This window comes from Anabaena sp. 4-3 (assembly GCF_001597745.1).
Classification (GTDB): domain Bacteria; phylum Cyanobacteriota; class Cyanobacteriia; order Cyanobacteriales; family Nostocaceae; genus Trichormus.
In genome coordinates this window covers 168,203-190,446 of record NZ_LUHJ01000050.1, presented here as the reverse complement: position 1 = coordinate 190,446, position 22,244 = coordinate 168,203, and the positions used below count along the sequence as shown (strand labels likewise).

Below are 22,244 nucleotides of genomic sequence, written 5' to 3'. Positions count from 1 at the left end.
ATCGCATGACTTCACTCAGTTTTACCTAATATTTCTAATAACTGCGCCTCTGTTAATTGGGTAATTCCCAAACTTTCGGCTTTGGCTAATTTAGAACCTGCATCTTTACCCACAACTAAATAATCAGTTTTTTTACTCACTGAGTCAGTAACTTTACCGCCTGCTGTTTGGATTAATTCTTTTGCTTGCTCACGGTTTAAAGTCGGTAAAGTTCCAGTAATCACAAAGGTTTTACCTGCTAATTTTTGATTACTGCTACTAACTGCTGATTGTACTTGTGTATTCTCCAGTTTTAACCCGGTGGCTTTTAACCGTGCGATTAATTTTTGATTCGCATCAATCCGAAACCATTGATAAACAGCCTGAGCAATTTCCGCACCTATACCATAAATCCCCTCAATATCTGATTGCTTGGCTGTGGCTAACTGTTCAACTGTGCGATACTTGTCAGTCAGGAGTTGAGCATTGACGCTGCCAACGTGACGGATGCCTAAACCATATAATACCCTTGACCAAGGCTGATTTTTTGATTGGGCGATCGCCTGAATTAATTTCTCTGCTGATTTCTGTCCCATCCTTTCTAATTCACATAATTGTTCTTTTGTCAAGGTGTATAAATCAGCAACGGCATGCACCAAACCCTTATCCACAAGTTGATGCACTAATTTCTCCCCCACGCCTTTAATATCTAAAGCATCCCGACTTACCCAATGTTCAATCGAACCTTTGAGAATGGCAGCACAGGAAGCATTGACACAGCGAGTCACCGCTTCCCCAGTTTCTCTAACCACAGGTTGTCCGCAAACTGGGCAATGGCTAGGCATAACAAAAGGTTGGGTATCAGATGGGCGCAGTTCTTTCAGTACCCGCACAACTTCCGGGATGATTTCCCCAGCCTTGCGGACTATCACAGTATCACCGATGCGGATGTCTAATTGAGCGATGCGATCGCTATTATGTAAAGTCGCTCTTGATACCGTCGTCCCCGCTAATTCCACAGGGCGCATTTCTGCCAACGGCGTTAAAGCCCCGGTTCTTCCCACATTCACCGCAATATTTTCTACACGGGTGGGTGCTTCTTCGGCGGGATACTTTAACGCCACAGCCCACCGGGGGAATTTCTGCGTAAAACCTAACTGTTCTTGTAATTTATAGGAATTCAGCTTGACTACCACCCCATCAGTCATGTAAGGTAAATTTAGTCTTTCCGTATCCCAATATTTATAGTATTCTGCCACCTCCGCCAAAGATTGACAAAGGCGATGCTCACAGTTCACCCGAAAACCTAACTTTTGCAACAGTTCCAAAGCTTCCCATTGGGTATTAGCAATACTCGCGTCATCCATCCCCGGAATGTGCAGCGTATAGGCAAAAAAATCTAACCGTCGTTGTGCTACAATCCGAGAGTCTAATTGTCTGAGTGTACCGGCGGCAGCGTTACGAGGATTAGCAAATAACTGTTCTCCGGCTTTTTGTCGGCGTTCGTTGAGGTTTTGGAATACTTCCAGAGGTAAAAAAGCTTCACCGCGTACCTCTATCTTTTCAAGATTTTCTAAGCCATCAAAGTTTAACCGCAACGGAATTGAGCGAATAGTCCGCACATTTTGGGTGATATCTTCGCCCATCTCCCCATCACCCCTAGTTGCACCTCTCACGAGGATACCATTTTGGTAAGTCAACGCCAAAGCCGAACCATCAATTTTTAATTCTGTCACGTATTCGGCTGAGTCTGTTGGCGGTACTTGTCTGCGCCAACGTTGCTCCCATGCTTGCAATTCTTCCAGATTAAAGGCATTCTCTAAACTATATAGGGGTATATTGTGCCGCACAGAAGTAAAGTGTGTGGCTGGTTTTTCCCCGACGCGCTGAGTTGGGCTGTCTGCTGTGACTAATTCGGGATATTCCGCTTCTAATTGTTGCAGTTCGCGATATAGTTGGTCATAGACTGCATCTTCCATAATCGGTGCATCTAAGACATAATAAGCATAGCTGGCTTGTTGCAACAATTGGCGCAGTTCTTGAGCGCGTTTGATTTCGGTCTGAGTGGGAATCATGAGAGTAAATTACAAGTTGCCTAATGGATGATAGATAAAATTGTCGCAATGATCAAAACTAGGGTACAAACCTAAATTAATTTATATATCTAAAGGTGTGGTTTCCACTGCTATGATTACCACCAATGGGTAATGAATATAAGGACTTTGCTTAGTTAAATTCAAAGCGTAACCAGTAAAAATTTGCACGGGCTGACTACCAGGAGTAAGATTATGTCAGATACAAGCAAACGCGGTTTCGCTTCGATGGATGAAGATAAGCAACGCGAAATTGCTAGTAAGGGCGGGCGCGCTGCTCATGAAAAGGGTACTGCTCACGAATTCACGCCGGAGGAAGCGCGGGAAGCTGGGCGTAAAGGTGGCGAAACTGTCAGTCAAGATAGGGAACACATGGCGGAAATCGGGCGTGAGGGTGGTAAGCATTCTCACGGTGGGGGACGGAAGAAGGAAACTGAGGACGACTCAGAAAGCTAATTGATTGCTTGTGATCGTGCTAGGGTGTTTTAAGGTGTCTTATGCACCCTAGTTATGGGAGGTTTTTAAACGCAGAGGGGCGCGGAGGTAAACGCAAAGGTACGCGGAGTTTTTATAGGAGTTTGGTTAATGCTTCTATTAGGGTTTGGTTTTGTTGTTCTGTGCCTATGGTGATTCTTAGTTTATCTTCTAGTCTCGGTTGTTTGAAGTAGCGGATGTATATTTGTTGTTGTTTGAGTTGTTGGTAGAGGTATTCGGCGTTGTTTTGCGGTGGTTGCACTAGCAAGAAGTTGGTTTGGGATTCCCAGACGCGAAAACCCAGGTGTTTTAGGTTTTGTGTGAGTTGTTGGCGTGCGGTTTTGATTTTGGCGACACAGGTGTTTTTATAGGTTTGATCTTTGATGGCTACTGCTCCTACTGCACAGGCGATCGCATCTATGTTATAACTGTCTTTGACTTTATATAATCCTGTTAATAATTGCGGGTTGGCTACGCCAAAGCCTAGTCTTAGTCCTGCTAAGGAGTATCCTTTGGATAGGGTTCTAATTATTATGACGTTTTCGTATGCTTGCGTTAAGTCTAAGGCGTTCTCTTCGGCAAAGTCTACGTAAGCTTCATCTATTACTAGCACGCCTGTTATTTGATTGGCTAATTCTCTCAAGTCTGCGGTTGAAACTAGGTGTCCCGATGGGCTATTGGGTGATGCAATAAATGTGACAGCCCCATCCGCTTTTATCAGTGCTTCTAGTGGTAAGCTGTAGTCTTCTGGGTAAGGTATCTCGATTATTTCCGCCGCTTGCATCTCGGCTAATGTACGATATAATACATAGGTCGGCATGGGATAAACTATCTTTTTCCCTGGTTCGACACAGGCGCGAATGATGATGCTTAAGAGTTCATCGCTACCATTACCAACTATGATCATCTCATGGGGAATTCCTAAGACTTGACTAACAGCTTGTCTAAATTGTCCACCATAAGGTTCGGGATACCTCCGCAACCATTCCCCATCAATATTTTGCAATACTGCGAGGGCGGCAGGGGAGGGAGGATAGGGATTTTCGTTACTGTTAAGTTTGATGACTGGTGTATCCCTTGGTGGTTGTTCACCTGGTACATAGCTAGCCATTGCATCAATGTTACTACGAAAGTAGGACATAAAAAGTTCACTTAGTTATTAGTCATTAGTCATTAGTTATTAGTCATTAGTCATTAGTCATTAGTCATTAGTCATTAGTCATTAATTATTAGTCATTCCCCCTCATCTTCCTCATCCCCCACCCTGCGGGTAGGCTTACGCCATCGTAAGAGAAGCAAGCTACATCCCCCTCATCCCCCTCATCTTCCCATTCCCCAGTCCCCAGTCCCCATTCCCCAGTCCCCAGTCCCTTCCATTCCCTCAACTAGCACGAGAATGCTGTTGTACTTGCGCTAAATATAACAGTTCTTGGGTGGTGAGGTTGCGTTTTTTCTCTACTGACTGTTGTCTCACTGCTTCTAGTACAGATTGGGTTTCTTCTTGATTGAGAATGATGCCGTATTTTTGCAGTACACTAGATAATAGATGTCTTCCAGAATGCTTACCTATAACTAAGTTTCTCTCTCTCCCTACTTCTTCGGGTGCAAACGGTTCATAGGTATGGGGATTTTGTAGTACACCATGAGCATGAATTCCTGACTCATGAGCAAAGGTATTTTCCCCTACGATGGCTTTCCACGGTGGTACATCATAACCTGATGCGGATGCTACTAACCGCGATATTTCTAGTAACCGGGGTGTGTCGAGTTTTAAGTCATAGTGATATAAATGTTTGAGAGCCATGACGACTTCTTCTAAAGCGGCGTTTCCGGCTCTTTCGCCTAAGCCATTAACTGTAGTATTCACTGATAATGCACCCGCTTTGATACCCGCCAGTGCGTTGGCTGTTGCCATGCCAAAGTCGTTATGAGTGTGCATTTCTATGGGTATCTTTACATCTGTTACCAGTTGTTTGACTTTGGTGTAGGTGGTGAAGGGTTCGAGAATTCCTACTGTATCACAAAAACGGAATCTTGATGCTCCCCATTCTTGCGCTGACAGCACTACATCTAGCAAAAAGTTGTCTTCGGCTCTAGAACTATCTTCTCCGCCTACGGAGACGAAAAGCCCTTTATCTAAGGCGAAACTGAGGCTATCTTTCAGTTTTTCTAGAACTAATTGCCATTTTCCTTGAAATTTTGCGGCTATTTGGATGTTAGATACTGGAATTGATATATGTACTCGCTGCAAACCACAGGCGATACAAGCTTGAATATCAGAAATAACTGCACGATTCCAACCTAAGAGTTTGGCTTGCAACCCTAATTCACGAATCGCAGCTATGGCGTTTTGTTCAGCTTTCCCCATAGCCGGTATCCCAACTTCGATTTCATCTACACCAATGGTATCAAGAAAGGTGGCGATCGCTATTTTCTCTTCTAAGTTAAACGCCACACCCGCCGCTTGTTCACCATCCCGTAACGTAGTGTCATTAATTACAACTTGACTCATGTAGCACCCCTTACTCACAATCTGATTTGTCTGTTGTTCTATCGAGTGAGAACTCCAGCTTAACTTACATCAAGCATCTATAAATTTGTATGTCAAATCCATAACTCAGCGCAAGCGGAATTATTACTTGAATGCGAAGTTACAAAACAGACATCATTGCTCTTTTTATCTTTAACTTTGCTGTTTTGCGGTGTATCCTCACAAATGCAAAATATAATTTTAATAAACAATACATTTATTTGGAAAAATTAATCTAATATTTGCCAATTGATAGGTTACGTAATCTCTAGAAAAATCTTCTTCATTAAAAGGAATACTTAGTTATTCATGTCATCAGAATATAACGCCAATACTACATTTTTACTATGATTAGACCAGTCAAATTGTTAAGTAGACTACAGTTTTGGCTCACTTGCAGATTATTACTAGCAAACCAGCATAAAAATAATGTTCCAAACCTTTTAGCTTTGACTCATAAAGTCGAATGTTCTGATAATAATTCTGTATCTTCTGTTGATGTTTCTGGTTGAGTAATTCTCACCTGTTCAAACAAGCGAGACACTAAAGGAATGGCGACTAAAATAACTGTTAAAACTCCTAAAAATAGAGAAATACCTAAAATTTGCTCGCGGGGAATTTCTAGCACTCCTCTGAGAATTACTTCCCGCAAGGCAGAAACTATCGTAATTTCGGCGGCTGCACCTACGGATATTTGCTGAGTTTGTAAATAGTCAATTAACAACCGAAATAATTCTACTAGAATCAAAATAAATAAAATGTCAGAGGTGATTTCCCGTAAATCTAATGGGTTTAACAAAGATAAAAACATATCAACGAGGCGGATGAGCATCACACAAAACAAGCCGACGCACAAGGAGATGATAATGATGTCTTGAAAAATTTCTAAGTTATTGACAATTCTATCTCGTTTGAACCAGGTATTTATCTGGGTGACTATCCGTTTTGGCATATTGTCTCTCAATGATGAGGCTTTTTTATATAATAGACAATTAAATCAAGAAATTGTATTTTGTTTTCTTGATTTCTTCTGTGTTTGTTAACAATTAAATAGATGGTGTTGCTCAAATCAAGCAAAAATAATTAAACGCAGATGCACGCAGATGCACGCGGATGAATCTGGATGATATCCTCAAAAATCAGTTGTTTCAGATACCTAATTTTGTACGGGTTTAGCAGTGCTAAACCCCTACTTTCTATTTCAGTAATCTTAGTCCACTCAAGGTTACTAATACTGTAGAGCCTTCATGTCCAATTACACCGATGGGGAGGTTAATATTACCGAGAAAGTTACCGAGCAACAGTAAAGCAATAAACCCTAGTGCAATAATTATATTTTGTTTGACGATGGTTTGCGATCGCTTGCCTAATTTCATCGCTGTGGCTATTTTTTCCAGTCTGTCTGTCATTAATACTATATCTGCGGTTTCTAGTGCAACGTCGCTACCTGCTGCACCCATTGCAATACCTACAGTTGCTTGGGCTAAAGCTGGTGCATCATTAATTCCATCTCCTACCATTGCGACTGTGTGATATTGTTTCTGTAAGCTGCGAATTACATCTAATTTATCTTCTGGTAGGAGTTCAGCATATACTACATCAATGCCGACGGCTTGAGCAACACTAGAAGCAGTACGTTGATTGTCTCCGGTAATCATGATAATTTTTTCTACCCCTGCTTCTCGCAACTGGGCGATAGTTGCTGCTGCTTCGGAACGTAATTGATCGGCGATCGCAATCAACCCAATTATCTCATATTCTGCTGCCCCTTGTGCTACCCAAACTACAGTTTCGCCTTGCTGTTGCCAAGTTTGCGCTGTTGTTAATAACTCCTCTGGTAGCTGGGTGACATACTCCTGCAAAAACGTCTTATTCCCGACTATTACCTGTTGGTTGTTAGCAGTACCCACAATTCCTTTTCCCGGTATGGCTTGCACTTCAACGGCACGCGACCATGTTAAATTATTAGCAGCTTGTACAATTGCCTGTCCGATGGGATGTTCTGAGGAAGCTTCTAACGCTGCGGCTGTTTTCAAGACATCATCCAGGGAGTAATTAGCCGTAGCGATAACGTGAGATACTTGCAATTGTCCTGTTGTCAGAGTACCAGTTTTATCAAAGGCGATCGCTCTGACTTTACCAATCTTTTCTAACTGCGCCCCATTCTTGAATAATATACCCTGTCTAGCACCATGAGCAATTCCCGATAATAATGTAGGCATAATTGCCGCCATTAATGCACAGGGAGAAGCCACCACCAAAAAAGTCAAAGCCCGATAAATTGTCGTTTCCCAGTCCCAACCCCAGACAAATGGCGGTAAAATTGCCAGTAACACCCCAGCTATCACAATTACTTTTGCATATCCCCTTTCAAAACGTTCAATAAATTCTTGAGAAGGTGGTGCTTCGGTTTGTGCTTGTTCTACTAACTTAATTACACGCTGAATCAAACTGCTAGAAGCTGGTTTGTGTAGCTTGAGTTGCAATGCACCATAACCATTCAGTGTCCCTGCAAAAACTTCATCACCCACAGTCTTTTCTACAGGTAAAGACTCACCAGTAATTGCAGCTTGATTGATGGTACTCTCACCAGAAATAATCATACCATCAGTAGGAATTAATTCACCGGGTTTAACAATAATTTCATCGCCTACCTTTAGTTGGTTGATGGGGATTAACTCTTCATTTCCTCCAGTGTGTAAAATTCTAGCTGTATCTGGTGTCAAACTCATCAAACTGCGGATACTCCTCTCAGTACGTTGCATAGCGTAACCTTCCAACGCACCACTGATAGCAAAGATGAGAATTAAAATAGCCCCATCAATAATTAAATAATATTCCCTACGCCATAAACCCAAAACTGCTGCACCAATAGCAGCCACAATCATCAATAAATCTACATCAAGTTCTTTCTCTTGAAACAGGGTAGTCAACCCCTCCCGCGCACTGTCGTAACCACCGATAACATAAGCCGCAGGTAACAGAAAAAGTGCTACACCCAACCAACCGAAATGTAAAGCTAACCAACCCAAAAGTAAAAATAAGCCGCACAATAAAGCGGCTAAAGTATCTGGGTGTTCTTTAGTGAATTGGCTAAAACGCTGTGGATAAAACATCAGAGTTGCAGATAAACGACAACTCTCAAGCTAAACCTTGACATCAATGTTAAAGTCAAGAGTATGAATACAACCTTCTTCACCATCAAAGAACTAACAGAAGCCGTGGGGGGTGGAATTACACCCCGGATGGTGCGACATTATCATAAATTAGGCTTACTACCCCAACCAGTGCGATCGCCTAGCAATTATCGACTGTATACTGAAAAAGATGTGATTAGGCTGCAAAGAATTATGGCACTCAAGCAGCAAGGATTCCAACTCAATCACATTCGGCAAATTCTAGAAGTAGAACCACAACTAGACACCAACCCGAATTTAATCGCGCAATTACAACAACAATATCGGGCGGTAATCCAGCAAATAGCCCAACTGCGCCAAACAGCCTCAGCTTTAGAGGGATTATTAGGACGCGATCGCCATTGTCAAATTATACAAGCAGAAGTCTTAGCCCAACTCAAATTAATCGAAGTCGAAACCCAAGCCGGGTTAGACAGTTTAGATAAATTTTGGCAAGGTTTAGACGCAGCAGTACACACCCACTCAGAAACCTTTACAGAATCATTGCACCACTTACTACCTGATTTATCCCAGCGTTCCGAGATAGAACAACATTTAATATCTCAGTTAGTGTTAGCTTGTGGTGATGTCAGCTTAGTATCTTTTATCAGAATCAGTCAAGGTGCGATCGCCGCTAGCCGCACCGCCCTAGCTGCTGGCTGTGAGATCATGGTGGATATTCCCACCATTGCCGCAGCTTTAGATCAAACGCGCTTAGTTCACTTAGGCTCTCAAGTCAAAATTTTAATAGACAATCCCCATATTAATACTGTCACAGAAGCCGAACAGGAATTCTGGCAACATCAAGAATGGCGAGCCAAATTACAGCAAGTCAGCGAGGGTTGCATATTAATAATTGGTTATACACCTTCGGTATTACTGGAAGCCTGTACACTTATACAAAAGCAGAAAATACAACCCTCCCTAGTCATTGGAATGCCCATTGGCTTTAGTCATGCTCCCGCAGCCAAGCGGCAACTAATGCAACAAAATATACCTTTCATCACCATTGAAGGAACGATTGGCGGCGGCTTATTAGCTGCCACTGCGCTGAATTCCCTAGTGGAGTCATTAATTGACAAGCCAGATTGTCATTGTTATTTAAATAAATGTTTGTAGTGAGGACTTTAGTCCTCTTATATTGCTGATGGCAATTTTATGAATTAGTTTATCTACTGGAGTGATTTAAGGTGGATTAACGGGTTATATTTACCAGATATATTCAGATGCTGCCATCATCAGTTAGGATGAAAAAGTTATCGGCTGAGGGTGAGTTTCATACCATCTGGTTAAGATTGACTCGACAGCGATGCAGCTAACGAGGAAAAGAGTATGGCGTTGATGGAATTGAGCCTCGATACAACAAATGAGGCGGTTGATTGGGTGTGTACGCTGCTGGCTGATACTATTGATATTAATGATGTGCAGATTACAGAATACACTCAACATGAAGTCACGCCGACGAATTGGCAATGTACGATTCGCTTATATTTAGCTTACGATATTCAGGTGCGATCGCGTGTAGAAAAAATCGTCAATTTGCTTTCACCTTTACATCGTACCGGACTCACAACAGAAATTGAAACCACAATTGTTGAAGAAAAAAGCACAAATGCAGATTTACAAAACCCCTTTGTGCATCGTATTGGTAAACGGTTTGTCATCCTCACACCGGATGCAGTTTATCAATCGAAATCAGCAGATGAAATAACTTTACGACTGCAAAAAAGTTTAGCCTTCGGTACTGGTTTACACCCTGCAACTATTATTTGTTTGCGACTACTAGAAAAGCACATTATCCCTAGTATGAACGTCCTTGACTTAGGTTCAGGTTCAGGGATTTTGAGTGTAGCAATGGCGAAGTTGGGAGCTAATGTTTTAGCTTTAGATAATGATAGCATTGCCGTAGAAGCAACCCAGGATGCTGTACAACTTAATGGAGTGGAACAGCAAGTAAAAGTCATGGAAGGAAGCCTGGGAAGCGGTAGTGAGTTAGGGCATTGGATGGGCAGAAATGAAATCAAGGATGTCCCTAAAATTGAGGCTACAGGTAGCTTTGACCTGATCGTTGCTAATATCTTGTCTAGGGTGCATATTGCCCTCGCTGATGATTTTCGGCGGACGTTGCGTTATACTGATACACACGCAGGACTATTGATAGTCGCAGGTTTTACAACAGACCATGAGGAAGATGTGAAAGTCGCCTTAACAGCCGCAGGACTTGAGTTTGTTGATAGTGAACGGTTAGATGATTTAGTTGCACTGGCTTGGAGACTGCCAAAACAGCACATACCCAACAGTTAATACATATACGTAGTAGCGTGACCGGACTAAAATACTATGTACGGTGCGTTACGCTGTCGCTAACACACCCTACCAAATCCTGAAATCAAAAAATTAGGGTAACTCTGATAAATTCAGAATTACCCTAATTAATATATGAAACTTTCAACTACGAGAAATTAAGCAAACGCTGCGGTTTTCACATCGTTATTCGCGAGAATTTCTTGCAGTTCATCCGCATCTACGGTTTCTTTATCAACCAGCATTTGCGCGATTTCATCTAAGATGTGACGGTTATTTACCAACACTTCTTTAGCACGGCTGTAGGCTGTGTCTACAAGTTTACGCACTTCTTCGTCAATAGTAGAGGCTGTTTCTTCAGAGAAATCACGCTCAGACATGATATCTCGACCTAAGAACATACTACCTTGCTGACGACCAAGAGCCACAGGGCCGAGTCTATCACTCATGCCAAAGCGGGTAATCATTTGACGGGCTACACGCGCTACCTGTTGCAAGTCGTTAGAAGCACCTGTAGTCACTTCTTCTTCACCGAAGACAATTTCTTCCGCCAAACGACCACCTAAAGCCACAGCCATCTGATTTTCCAGATAAGCACGGCTGTATAAGCCTGTATCCATGCGGTCTTCGCTGGGGGTGAACCAAGTTAAACCACCGGCACGACCACGGGGAATAATGCTAATTTTTTGTACTGGGTCATAGTCGGGCATTAATGCACCCACTAAGGCGTGACCAGCTTCGTGATAAGCTACTAGAGTCTTGCGTTTTTCGCTCATTACCCGGTCTTTCTTTTCGGGGCCAGCTAACACGCGATCGATGGCATCATTGATTTCATCCATCGAAATCTCAGTTAAGTTGCGTCTAGCTGCTAAGATAGCGGCTTCGTTGAGCAGGTTGGATAAATCAGCACCAGTAAAGCCAGGGGTACGACGGGCGATTTTATCTAAGTCTACGTCCTTAGCTAAGGTCTTGCCACGGGCATGAACTCTGAGGATTTCACTACGTCCAGCATAGTCGGGACGGTCAACCACAACTTGACGGTCAAAACGACCGGGACGTAATAAGGCTGCGTCTAGTACGTCGGGACGGTTGGTAGCAGCGATAATAATAATACCAGTGTTACCTTCAAAACCATCCATTTCGGTGAGTAACTGGTTGAGGGTTTGTTCCCGTTCATCGTTACCACCACCTAAACCAGCACCACGTTGACGACCTACTGCGTCAATTTCATCGATGAAGACGATACAGGGGGCGTTTGATTTAGCTTGCTCAAATAAGTCACGGACGCGGGAAGCACCCACACCGACGAACATTTCCACAAACTCAGAACCAGAGATGGAGAAGAAAGGTACTCCAGCTTCCCCAGCTACAGCACGCGCCAGGAGGGTTTTACCAGTACCAGGAGGCCCTACTAACAGTACGCCTTTAGGAATTTTCGCGCCAACGGCGGTAAAGCGGTCAGCATTTTTGAGGAAGTCTACGACTTCATTGAGTTCGAGTTTAGCTTGGTCAATTCCTGCCACATCCCCAAAGGTAACTTGAGTTTGTGGTTCCATTTGTACTCTAGCTTTGGATTTACCAAAGTTCATGGCTTGGCTACCAGGGCCATTTTGAGCGCGACGCAACAAGAAGAATAAGCCAACTAGAAGCAATACAGGGAAGAATAAACTACTGAGTGCCTTTAACCAAAATCCTTCTTCGGTTTGAGGCAGTACAGAAATATCAACACCTTTGGTAGTGAGTGTATTTATTAGGTCTGGGTCGTTGACTAAGGTAACAAGTTTCTTATTAGCGTCGTACTTGGGCGTTACCAACGCTGTGGAACGGTCTGCACTTAAACTAACTCTTTCAACTCTGTCTTGTTCCACTTCTTGAATAAACTGGCTATAACGCCATGTTTCCCGACTTTGGGGTTGTTTATCAAAGAAAGCTGTGCCAAGCGCAATTACAACAATAAATAGCAGCGCGTACAGCCCCGCATTTCTCCATCTTTTATTCACTGAGGTTTATCCTCCCGTCTTTTTGTGCGTAGGGCATTATTAGAATTATGTTAACTTATCTTAAGGTATAACATAATCACTAATCTGTCATGCTAAGAATGAGCTTCTGAGTTGCTGAAAGTTAGGATGGTAGGGATCATATTGTAGCGAGTCTCTAGATTGAACAACTGTATGAATGGGGATGATTTCCACCACACTATTAGTGTAGGCGATCGCTTCTAAGCCTGTAACTAATTTCGGTGTCCAAGGTATTTCTTTCACTTGTACCTGCTGCTGGTGCAGCCAGCTAATGATGTGCTGACGGCTAATTCCCGGTAATATCCCCGCAGTTAGTGGTGGTGTCCACCAACTCCCATCAGCCCACCCCCAAAGATTCCCTGTGGCAGTTTCTAGCCAATTTCCTTGATTATCTACTAGAATAGCTTCTTGGGCTTGGGGTTTAGCTTGGTTAATAGCTAACCATGCACCGAGATAATTGCCGGTTTTATGAGTGGCGAGGCTACGAGATAATTCTGTATTAGCAATGGCGCACAATACCCCATGCTGTTGTTTGCTTGACAAATCCTCTGGTAAGAGTCTGCCAATGATCCATTCTCTACCATCGGGAAAGATGGCGATTCTGAGAACCGGGAAGTGTTTCAGCATCGCCTCTGCACCTTGACGCAAACGTTGCCAGTCTGGTTGTTGCCAAGCAAAGGAAGTGAGAGAAAAAAGTAGGCGATCGCAGTGTGCTTGCCAGTTAGTTAAACTACTATCTAGGGAGTTGCCATATACCCGTAGCGTTGTAAAAACCGTAGCACCATAAAGTAACCCTGGATCATAAATATTTAATATCAAAGTTTCCGACTCAATGAGTTTGCCATTGTACCAAAACATTGTAGGGACTGGGAGGAAGCGGAGGAAGCGGAGGAGAGAAACTAATAACTAATGACTAATAACTAATGACTAATAACTAATCTGTTTCTGGAAATTTAATGCTATTAGTGCCGTCTGGGTTTGTAACTACCTGTCCCCCTAATCTCTCAATCGCGGTAATTGCTCTTTTACGAGTTCTATCATCAACTTGATTACTTAACACCATTGCCCAAGTAGAAATTTGTGCATATTTGCTATTAGGGTTACTGCTGATAAATTCAGCAGTTTTTTGCGAAGTGAACGCTACAAATTTACTTTCATCATCTGTATATTCACTAGCCCAGTTGGCTGCTGCTGTAAAAGACTGCTGGGCAGCTTGAGCATTTCCTAAAAATAATAACTCATCTATGCCTTTATAACGCCATGCGTAATAAGACTTTGCAGGAACCTTGGGAGATAAAGATTTTAAACCTTTCTCCATCAAAGCTATTGCCCGTTCTGGCATGGCAGCATACAGAGAAGTGCTAGTAGAAAGGCTTAAATAAGCTTTTAAAAATCTGGGGTCACGTTCGATAATTATTTCAAAGTATTCAGGACTAAGACTATAACCAGTTTTGGCCCGTATCTCATCATCACCAAAGTATTGTAAAAAATTTAGATATGCCCAGTTTGCTATTAAGTTATCATAACCAAAACTGGGCAGTTGTTTCAGTAATTTCAGCCGTAATTTTTCGGCTGCTAGTTCTGTTTCTAAAGTTTCTAAAGCAGTATATTGCTGACTATTTAACAGCTTTTGCAACCTCGGCCATTGCAGAGAGCCTATTCCTAATATACACAAGCAGACTAACAACGGCGTGATCAGGGTTTGACGAGATAGCAGCATAAGTTATCTGATATTCCTCCGACAAATTAATTTAGTATATTATGCTACTTTTTAGCAGAGTGCCACATCCTACTGATTGTAATGCTCACTAAGTATTTTAGCTTAGTTTAAAAGTTATTAAAAAAATCAGTAATTTGGGTTATATTGTACTATTCTTTTTGTAAACTAAGATAAATATTTCTATAAATAGAGAAAATTATGGCATATAAACCAGATATTTCCCTATGTTCACAACAACTGATCTGAGGTTCTGGTAATGGTGTTAGATTTACTGAGTTTTATGAAATAATATGACAGCAACTTGCTGCTGAACTGAAAATTACCATTGTTCCAATTGAAACTTGACTGATCGAAAACATCATGGTAGATACTTTTGAACCAACCTCTCTAAGTCATCGAAGAACCCAGAAGCCGAATAATAATGCTTTTAAATCCATCCTGAATAATGCCAACGAGTTGGAAGTTAATGACATAGTTAGTGCTGTAAAAACTGCTTTATTGGACTTAACTGAATTAGAAATTACTACTTGGGTACCAGAGTCATCTATTCAAGATGGCGATGAACTACAAAATAAAGTACAAACACCTAAAGCTGGTAATCGCATACATACAGTCATTAATCTCATTGATGGCGACATCACAAATGAAATTGGTAGTCAGTATGTGGGTAATGGCCCCTATGCAGAACTACGGGAATTTCATTTAACTCAAGTCAAAGAAAGTCGAGAAATTATTTCTAAGAATATAGAATGTGTCCATAAAATATATAGAATTTTGATAGAATTACATAAATTTCGTAAAAGTTCACAACAATCTAATCCTCGTATTTAACTAATACTAAATAGCACACACTTACACTTTAATTACTACAGATAGACAGCTAAACCTGTAGGTGAATTTGTGTGCAGAAGTTAGGATTAATAAAATATTTTGTAGGGTTTGACTATGAAGAATGGTAAAGGTGTCATAACTGAAAATGGCAATGGGGTTAAACCTCAGATTCAAGCTAGAAACTTGTTAGGGAAATTTGTCTCATCTGTACAATTATTGGTAGAAGATATCACAGCTTTAGAAGTTAATACTATGGTTGTGGATAAAATTACTGCTACTAAATTTAATGCTTGGGATGCCTATCAAGAAATTTATTGTATTAATGATGCTGACTATTTTCACGTTAAAGGAATTCCTGATTCGGCAGAGATGCCAGATGAAGATATACAACATAAGTGCGATGCAGACAATCTGTGTAAACGCTATAAAAGTTTATTTGCACAACTAGAAAGAGAATATTTTTATTGTCTTTTAGATGCTGAGGATAATTTAAATGAACATCAACGCCAAAAAATAGAAAGGTATTATCAGCGTCTAGAGTTGCTGAAAAAACAACAGGCTGGAGAAATCATAGAAACTGATCCAGAACACATAGAACTAGGCAGACCAATATTACCGCATCCATCGCCAATTTTAGACAACAAGAATGGTCAAGTCGATGAAAATGGAGAAACTTGGCCGGAACGACGGGCAGAAATTCAAGAAATGCTGCACAATGATAAATTTGTACGAACTCTGCGGAAAATTTCTGAACTAAAAGCAGCCCTTGATGGTGGAGATATTCACAGTACAGACATTGATGTGATTTATGCCCAAACTGTGATGCAGCTAGATGGAGATATTATTACTAGATATCATAAGGACTTGTTTACCTTATCTGAAGATGCCAAAAATTTAATTTTAAAGGCACATAATGAGGGGGTAGTAGCTGGTGAGAAACAATGGCGTGGAACGTTAAATTTTTTGATGGGTTTGGTACAGAGTATTGCGAATTTTACCCCCAATGAACGATAGTTTCATCTCTTTGTCGTTGCAAATTCCTCAAGGCGATCGCCTGGAAATTCAAGTTAAAGAATGCCAATATTTTTTTAACTTGAATGACAACATTGTGCAACAAATTCAGCAAGCCAAAGCAACAGGGAAAAATTTATATATTCCTCCTAGTCTGCTGATTCCGCTTTGTTACTACACCTGCATTAGTTACAACCCAATTAGTATACAATTCCATTATAGTGAAGCTGAAACATTAACTCATGCGGCAGCAGAAAAAAGAGACAATCAACATCTCAATCATCCGAAAAAAATAACATGGCTGCCTGTATTTTATATTCTGCTTTTATTCAATATAGTGAATTTTATTTTTAATCGAGAGATTAGACAACAAGTCAGCTTACAGACTGAATTTACCTTTAATTCTTATTATCAGGAAGAAATAGTTTTACAAAGCAATATCTTTTTGCATGGAGACATTTTTCACAAGATACAACATAACTTTTTAAATACCAACCCAAACTGTGCAAGGGTGATTTCGGCACATTATTGGCTGACAGAAGAAATATTGAGCTATTTTCGCAAAAATTTAAATATTTTAGTTTGGGAAATAGCTTCCCTTGTACCTGCGGGTTTTTTAGCTTATCATTTACATTCAGGTCATTGGTTTTCATCAATAGCCACTTGGATAGGCGCGACTCTTGGGATAGCTTGTAGTCGTCCATTGTTAGTGAGTTTTTTACAAAGATTTACTCCGATTCAAGCTAAAAATTTAAATGATTGGGCATGGGGTGTAATTTCTACTATCTCCAGTATGATTGTGAGTGGCTTTCAAGGATTGAGTAATATTAACCCATTTTTGATGCTATTTATTTCATTATTGACACCAGAAATTGTCAAACCTATTTTAAGGTTTATCTGGCCACAAGTAGGTAAATTAACCATACGGTTACTCTCATTTTTACCTTTTTAATCAATGCTAGCTACTTACAGCACTTTGCGAGTAAATCCAGTACATATTTAATATGATAAATCTTGTGGGGTGGGCATCCTGCCCGCCCTTATGTACTTCAGGCTTGTTCAAATGTGCTATATCAATTATTTGTGTAGACGGAATTTTCCATCAACCCGTTCCTACTTTGCACCTTCGCAATCACAGAAATCAAACTGGGAAACCCGTCAACGGTGCTGGCTTCTTAACCTATATCTTAACCAATCAAATATTTTGCGCTTTATACTAGGAATGACTTATATTTAAGCAATAATAAATACAATAGCCCATATCAGCACAGTCATGTCCTGCTGTCTAAATCCAGTTTGCCACAACCCACCCCATCCCGATGGCGTAAATTTCTGCACTAAATGCGGCTTTCCCTTAATCGTACTGAGAAACCGCTATCGTCCGATTAAATCATTAGGTGGTGGGGGATTTGGTAAAACTTATTTAGCAGAAGATATCGACAAATTTAATGAGCCTTGTGTCATCAAACAATTTGCACCCCAAGTACAAGGAACTGGCGCACTCAATAAAGCCACAGAATTATTTGAACAAGAAGCAAAGCAACTGCAACAGTTAGGCAAACATCCCCAAATTCCCACACTGTTGGCGTATTTTAATGAAGATAATCGCCTGTATTTGGTACAGGAATTTATCGAAGGGCAGAATTTATTACAAGAATTAGAACAGCACGGAACTTTCAATGAGCAGAAAGTCAGAAAATTATTGCTGGATTTATTAGATATTCTCAAAATAGTTCATCAACAGAAAGTTATTCACCGCGATATTAAGCCAGAGAACATCATTCGTCGCAGTGATGGCAAATTGGTACTGATTGATTTTGGTGCATCCAAGCAACTGACAACAACGGTGATGACGCAAGTAGGAACAACCATTGGTTCTTTTGGTTATGCGCCACTGGAACAAATGCAGGGAGGTGAAGCTTACCCAGCCAGTGATTTATATAGTCTCGGTGCAACTTGCTTTCATTTGTTGAGTGGAATTCACCCTTGGCAGTTATGGCAACGACAAGGTTATAGTTGGGTTGATAGTTGGAGAGAGTATTTACAGCAAAGGGTGAGTCAAGAATTAGGGCTGATGCTGGATAAATTGCTGCAAATGGAACACCACCAGCGTTATCAGTCGGCTGAGGCAGTTTTACAAGCTTTAAATTCACAGCCAATACCCAGAACTCAGCCTGTTACACCTCCAGTAAGAATAAAACAGAAAAGTGCTGATACTTACTATCAGGAAGGATTAGAAAAATACAACAACAAAGATTTTCACGGTGCAATTGAAGATTACACCCAAGCTATCAAGATTAATCCCAATTATGCTGAAGCGTACAAAAACCGGGGTAATGTTCACTATGCTTTAGGAGATAAGCAAGCGGCAATTGAAGATTACAACCAAGCCATCAAGATTAATCCCAATTATGCAGTAGCTTACTACAACCGGGGTTTAGCTCGTTCGGCTTTAGGAGATAAGCAAGCGGCAATTGAAGACTACACCCAAGCCATCAACATTAATCCTAACGATGCAGATGCTTACAACAAGCGGGGTATTGTTCGCTATGATTTAGGAGATAAGCAAGCAGCAATTGAAGATTACAACCAAGCCATCAAGATTAATCCCAACGATGCAGTAGCTTACTACAACCGGGGTTTAGCTCGTTCGGCTTTAGGAGATAAGCAAGCGGCAATTGAAGACTACACCCAAGCCATCAACATTAATCCCAACGATGCAGATGCTTACAACAACCGGGGTTTAGCTCGTTCGGCTTTAGGAGATAAGCAAGCGGCAATTGAAGACTACACCCAAGCCATCAACATTAATCCCAACGATGCAGATGCTTACAACAACCGGGGTGTAGCTCGCGATGATTTAGGAGATAAGCAAGCAGCAATTGAAGACTACACCCAAGCCATCAACATTAATCCCAACGATGCAGATGCTTACAACAACCGGGGTTTAGCTCGCGATGATTTAGGAGATAAGCAAGCGGCAATTGAAGATTACACCCAAGCCATCAAAATTAATCCTAACGATGCAGATGCTTACTTCCAAAGGGGTTTTACTCGCGATGATTTAGGAGATAAGCAAGCCGCAATTGAAGATTACAACCAAGCCATCAACATTAATCCCAACTATGCAAATGCTTACTACAACCGGGGTATTGTTCGCTCTGAATTAGGACGTAAGCAAGCAGCAATTTTAGATTTTCGTAAATCTGCCGATTTGTATAAGCAACAAGGAAAAGAAAGCGACTATCAAGATGCTTTAAACCGGATTAAAGAACTTGAGAAATAACCAGATTGGTGAATTGTGAAAAAATTCAGTTAGTAGGGTGCGTCAGGATGAATATTTTCTGGGTATAGCTGGGTTTTCTCGTACTGACGCACCCTACATTTTGGATATTGTTTTATCTGCAAGTCCTTTAGTTAGTAGTTAGTAGGGTGCGTCAGGATGAATATTTTCTGGGTATAGCTGGGTTTTCTCGTACTGACGCACCCTACATTTTGGATATTGTTTTATCTGCAAGTCCCTTAACAAAAGTCGGGTATCTTGTTGTTTATAGCTACACTCCGGCGCAAGCGATCGCAATTTTTCCTGATGCGTGTTCACTTTCACTATACGCATGAGCTGCGGCTAGTTCCTGTAAGGGATATGTGCGATCAATCACAGGACGGATTTTCCCCGCCTCAATCCAGTCTTTCAGGTAAACTAAATCTTGTGCATTGGGCTTTTCAAAGATTAATTTAGCTTTTTTCCCAGGCAGGACGGTTGTTAAAACACTCTGCAATAAAATTGCTGGGCTTGGTAAGGTTGTGATGTAAACCCCATTAGGTTTGAGGACGGCTTTACTTTTATCAAATGTTTGCTTTGCTACTGCATCAAAAATGATGTCATATTTCACTGTTGCTGTGGTGAAGTCTTGTTGGGTGTAGTCGATGACGTAATCAGCACCCAGAGATTTTACCAAGTCCAAGTTTTTGGTACTACAAACACCCGTTACCTCTGTTTCTAAAACTTTAGCTATTTGCACTGCAAACATACCTACCCCACCAGCAGCACCATTAATTAAAACTTTTTGTCCTGCTTGGATATTACCTTGATCTCGCAGTGCTTGTAGAGCCGTCAGGGCAGCTAAGGGTATTGTAGCTGCTTCTTCATAGCTTAAATTTCTGGGTTTGTGCGCCACTAAGTTTTCTGGAACCGCTACTAATTCGGCATAAGCTCCACCCGGAAAGCTAGTGCTACCATAAATTGAGTCTCCTGCTTGAAAGCGAGTCACTTGAGAACCAACTTCTATAACTTCCCCTGCTAAATCAAACCCTAAAATCTTTGGGAATTTTGAGCCAGTCATCATACTCAACATCCCCTTGCGGATTTTCCAGTCAATCGGATTTACACTACTGGCATGAATTTTGACAAGTAACTGATCGGGTTTAATTTGTGGTGCTTCGACATCTTCATATTTCAATACTTCAGTAGAACCATACTGACGGATAACAACTGCTTTCATAACTTCCTCCTGCTACCCTGTTTTTCTGACTGAATACAAATTTAAACCCAGTGTAGCGATTAGATGGGTATTGAGTGACTTTCAATAGTGGTATTTATGCCAGCAAACCAAACAGTTTGATGTTGGTTGGGTTGCGCTGCGATTTCATCTATAGCAAGTGGCAGGTGGCAGGAGGTAAACTCTTGCTATTCCTAGCATTCACATAATTCAATAGCTAATTCCAAAAGTTGTGGCTACTGCCATAATTGGGCTAAATATAAATATGTTTGTAACGAAAGTCAAACTACTTCACAAGTTCTTCAAATTTTTCTTTTAGCATCAAATTAAAGCCATGAAAATAGAGACACATTGTACTTAGGCAGTTCAAAACAAGCGAACTATAAAAGCAATTGGAAGAATCAGGCAGGAGATATGCTATGACTAACATCCTGACATCCGATAAAATCTTCCCTCGAATGGTGGAATTACGCAGGAATTTACACCGCCATCCTGAACTGGCATTTGAGGAAAAAAAGACAGCATCCATAGTTATAGATGAACTCAAACGGTTAGGTATTCCTTTTTGGTATGGTGGGGTGGGTAATGGTATCATAGCCAAGCTGATCAATGCTGGACAAAGCGCGCCGACAATTGCATTGCGGGCTGATATGGATGCCCTCCCCGGAGAAGAAAACACGGGGTTGCCTTTCGCTTCTCTCCACCCAGGCAAAATGCACGCTTGTGGTCATGACGGTCACATGGCGATGGTATTGGGTGCGGCAGCTTTATTGAAAGAAAATCCACCACCGGGGAACGTGGTTTTTATCTTTCAACCGGCTGAAGAAAAGGGTGCTGGAGCCAAAGTTATGATTCAATCCGGTGCTTTAGAAGGCGTGAATGCGATTTTTAGCGGTCATGTTACCCGTCACTACCATGTCGGAGAGATTATGGCTACCAACGGAGTCATCACTGCTCATTCTGATGGCTTTACTATTCGCGTCAGAGGACGGGGTGGACACGGTGCCAGACCCCATGAAGCTGTTGATGCCGTGGTTGTGACTGGACTGTTGATTATGGCTGTGCAAACTCTGGTTTCACGGGAAATCAACCCAGCTTATCCTTCAGTAGTCACCATCGGTAAAGTAGAAGCCGGTAGTGCGGGTAATGTCATCGCTGAGGAAGCCACTTTACAAGGTACTATCCGCACAACTAATTTAGAGGTGCGAAACTACCTGATCGATGGCATCAAGCGTATAGCTACAGCCGTTGGAGAAGTTCACAATGCCAGAATCGAGGTAGAAATTCGCCACGGATACCCGCCTGTAATCAATACAGAAACAGAAACGGCAATGGCCCGACGGGCTGTAGTTAAGTTATTGGGTTCCCAGGGATTAGTCGCAATGGATCATCCTAGTATGGGGGCAGAAGATTTTTCTTTTTACTTGTTACACGTTCCCGGCTGTTATGTCAGATTTGGTGCTTGCCAGCAGGGTTGTGAAAACATCCCCTTACATAGTCCTTCCTTTGACTTTGATGAAGAGGCTTTGAAAGTGGGCGCAGCCTTCTTTGATGCAGTGGTGAGAGAGGCGATCGCAGAATATACAGATACAGCAGTTTGTAACTAAAT

Annotated in this window: 16 protein-coding genes and 1 pseudogene; 8 read left to right on the top strand and 9 right to left on the bottom strand. The window is 41.6% G+C overall.

The window, feature by feature from the left end:
* Positions 1–11: 11 nt before the first annotated feature.
* Positions 12–2,054 (bottom strand): NAD-dependent DNA ligase LigA, encoded by a 2,043-nt coding sequence (gene ligA / locus A3775_RS14560; protein WP_066425559.1) that lies wholly within the window; start codon positions 2,052–2,054, stop codon positions 12–14.
* A gap of 213 nt (positions 2,055–2,267) precedes the next feature.
* On the opposite strand from ligA, the pseudogene A3775_RS14555 reads away from it, so the two are divergent.
* A pseudogene (locus tag A3775_RS14555) lies at positions 2,268–2,522 on the top strand (general stress protein); the annotation flags it as partial.
* 118 nt (positions 2,523–2,640) lie between these two features.
* Here the strand turns inward: A3775_RS14555 and hisC are convergent.
* From hisC to A3775_RS14535, 4 genes are all read right to left on the bottom strand, one after another.
* Positions 2,641–3,687 carry a histidinol-phosphate transaminase gene (gene hisC, locus A3775_RS14550; RefSeq protein ID WP_066380171.1) on the bottom strand — a complete coding sequence of 349 codons (1,047 nt, stop codon included), beginning with the start codon at positions 3,685–3,687 and terminating at the stop codon, positions 2,641–2,643.
* A 240-nt stretch (positions 3,688–3,927) separates the two neighbouring features.
* Positions 3,928–5,058 carry a homocitrate synthase gene (nifV, locus tag A3775_RS14545; protein WP_066425558.1) on the bottom strand — a complete coding sequence of 377 codons (1,131 nt, stop codon included), beginning with the start codon at positions 5,056–5,058 and terminating at the stop codon, positions 3,928–3,930.
* A 472-nt stretch (positions 5,059–5,530) separates the two neighbouring features.
* On the bottom strand, positions 5,531–6,028 hold the full coding sequence (locus A3775_RS14540) for a phosphate-starvation-inducible PsiE family protein (protein WP_066425557.1): 498 nt from the start codon (positions 6,026–6,028) through the stop codon (positions 5,531–5,533).
* A 244-nt stretch (positions 6,029–6,272) separates the two neighbouring features.
* Positions 6,273–8,192: a heavy metal translocating P-type ATPase gene (locus A3775_RS14535; protein ID WP_066425555.1), complete on the bottom strand. Its 1,920-nt coding sequence runs from the start codon at positions 8,190–8,192 to the stop codon at positions 6,273–6,275.
* 63 nt (positions 8,193–8,255) lie between these two features.
* Between A3775_RS14535 and A3775_RS14530 the strand changes: the two genes are divergently transcribed.
* The gene (locus tag A3775_RS14530; protein WP_066425553.1) at positions 8,256–9,371 is read left to right on the top strand and encodes a precorrin-8X methylmutase; all 1,116 of its coding nucleotides are present in this window, start codon (positions 8,256–8,258) and stop codon (positions 9,369–9,371) included.
* 213 nt (positions 9,372–9,584) lie between these two features.
* Positions 9,585–10,556, top strand: coding sequence for a 50S ribosomal protein L11 methyltransferase (locus A3775_RS14525; protein ID WP_066425551.1), 972 nt, complete (start codon positions 9,585–9,587; stop codon positions 10,554–10,556).
* Between the two features lie 158 nt (positions 10,557–10,714).
* Here the strand turns inward: A3775_RS14525 and ftsH3 are convergent, their stop codons facing one another.
* The 3 genes from ftsH3 to A3775_RS14510 form a co-directional block, all read right to left on the bottom strand.
* Complete coding sequence (gene ftsH3, locus A3775_RS14520; RefSeq protein WP_066380181.1) at positions 10,715–12,556, bottom strand: ATP-dependent zinc metalloprotease FtsH3; 1,842 nt, start codon at positions 12,554–12,556, stop codon at positions 10,715–10,717.
* A gap of 87 nt (positions 12,557–12,643) precedes the next feature.
* Entirely contained in the window at positions 12,644–13,432 is a 789-nt protein-coding gene (locus A3775_RS14515) for an aminotransferase class IV (RefSeq protein WP_066425549.1), read from the bottom strand.
* 76 nt (positions 13,433–13,508) lie between these two features.
* Complete coding sequence (locus A3775_RS14510; RefSeq protein WP_066425547.1) at positions 13,509–14,294, bottom strand: hypothetical protein; 786 nt, start codon at positions 14,292–14,294, stop codon at positions 13,509–13,511.
* A 360-nt stretch (positions 14,295–14,654) separates the two neighbouring features.
* Here A3775_RS14510 and A3775_RS14505 point away from each other — a divergent pair, with 360 nt between their 5' ends.
* From A3775_RS14505 to A3775_RS25060, 4 genes are all read left to right on the top strand, one after another.
* The gene (locus A3775_RS14505) at positions 14,655–15,125 is read left to right on the top strand and encodes a hypothetical protein (protein ID WP_066425546.1); all 471 of its coding nucleotides are present in this window, start codon (positions 14,655–14,657) and stop codon (positions 15,123–15,125) included.
* Between the two features lie 114 nt (positions 15,126–15,239).
* Complete coding sequence (locus A3775_RS14500) at positions 15,240–16,139, top strand: hypothetical protein (protein ID WP_066425545.1); 900 nt, start codon at positions 15,240–15,242, stop codon at positions 16,137–16,139.
* Positions 16,129–17,088 carry a hypothetical protein gene (locus A3775_RS14495; protein ID WP_066425543.1) on the top strand — a complete coding sequence of 320 codons (960 nt, stop codon included), beginning with the start codon at positions 16,129–16,131 and terminating at the stop codon, positions 17,086–17,088. Before A3775_RS14500 ends, A3775_RS14495 begins: the two co-directional genes overlap by 11 nt.
* 321 nt (positions 17,089–17,409) lie before the next feature.
* Positions 17,410–19,422 carry a serine/threonine-protein kinase gene (locus A3775_RS25060; protein WP_082803755.1) on the top strand — a complete coding sequence of 671 codons (2,013 nt, stop codon included), beginning with the start codon at positions 17,410–17,412 and terminating at the stop codon, positions 19,420–19,422.
* 268 nt (positions 19,423–19,690) lie between these two features.
* On the opposite strand, the gene A3775_RS14485 is transcribed toward A3775_RS25060, so the two are convergent.
* Positions 19,691–20,638, bottom strand: coding sequence for an NAD(P)-dependent alcohol dehydrogenase (locus tag A3775_RS14485; protein WP_066380192.1), 948 nt, complete (start codon positions 20,636–20,638; stop codon positions 19,691–19,693).
* 416 nt (positions 20,639–21,054) lie between these two features.
* On the opposite strand from A3775_RS14485, the gene A3775_RS14480 reads away from it, so the two are divergent.
* Complete coding sequence (locus tag A3775_RS14480) at positions 21,055–22,242, top strand: M20 family metallopeptidase (RefSeq protein WP_066380196.1); 1,188 nt, start codon at positions 21,055–21,057, stop codon at positions 22,240–22,242.
* Positions 22,243–22,244: the final 2 nt, after the last annotated feature.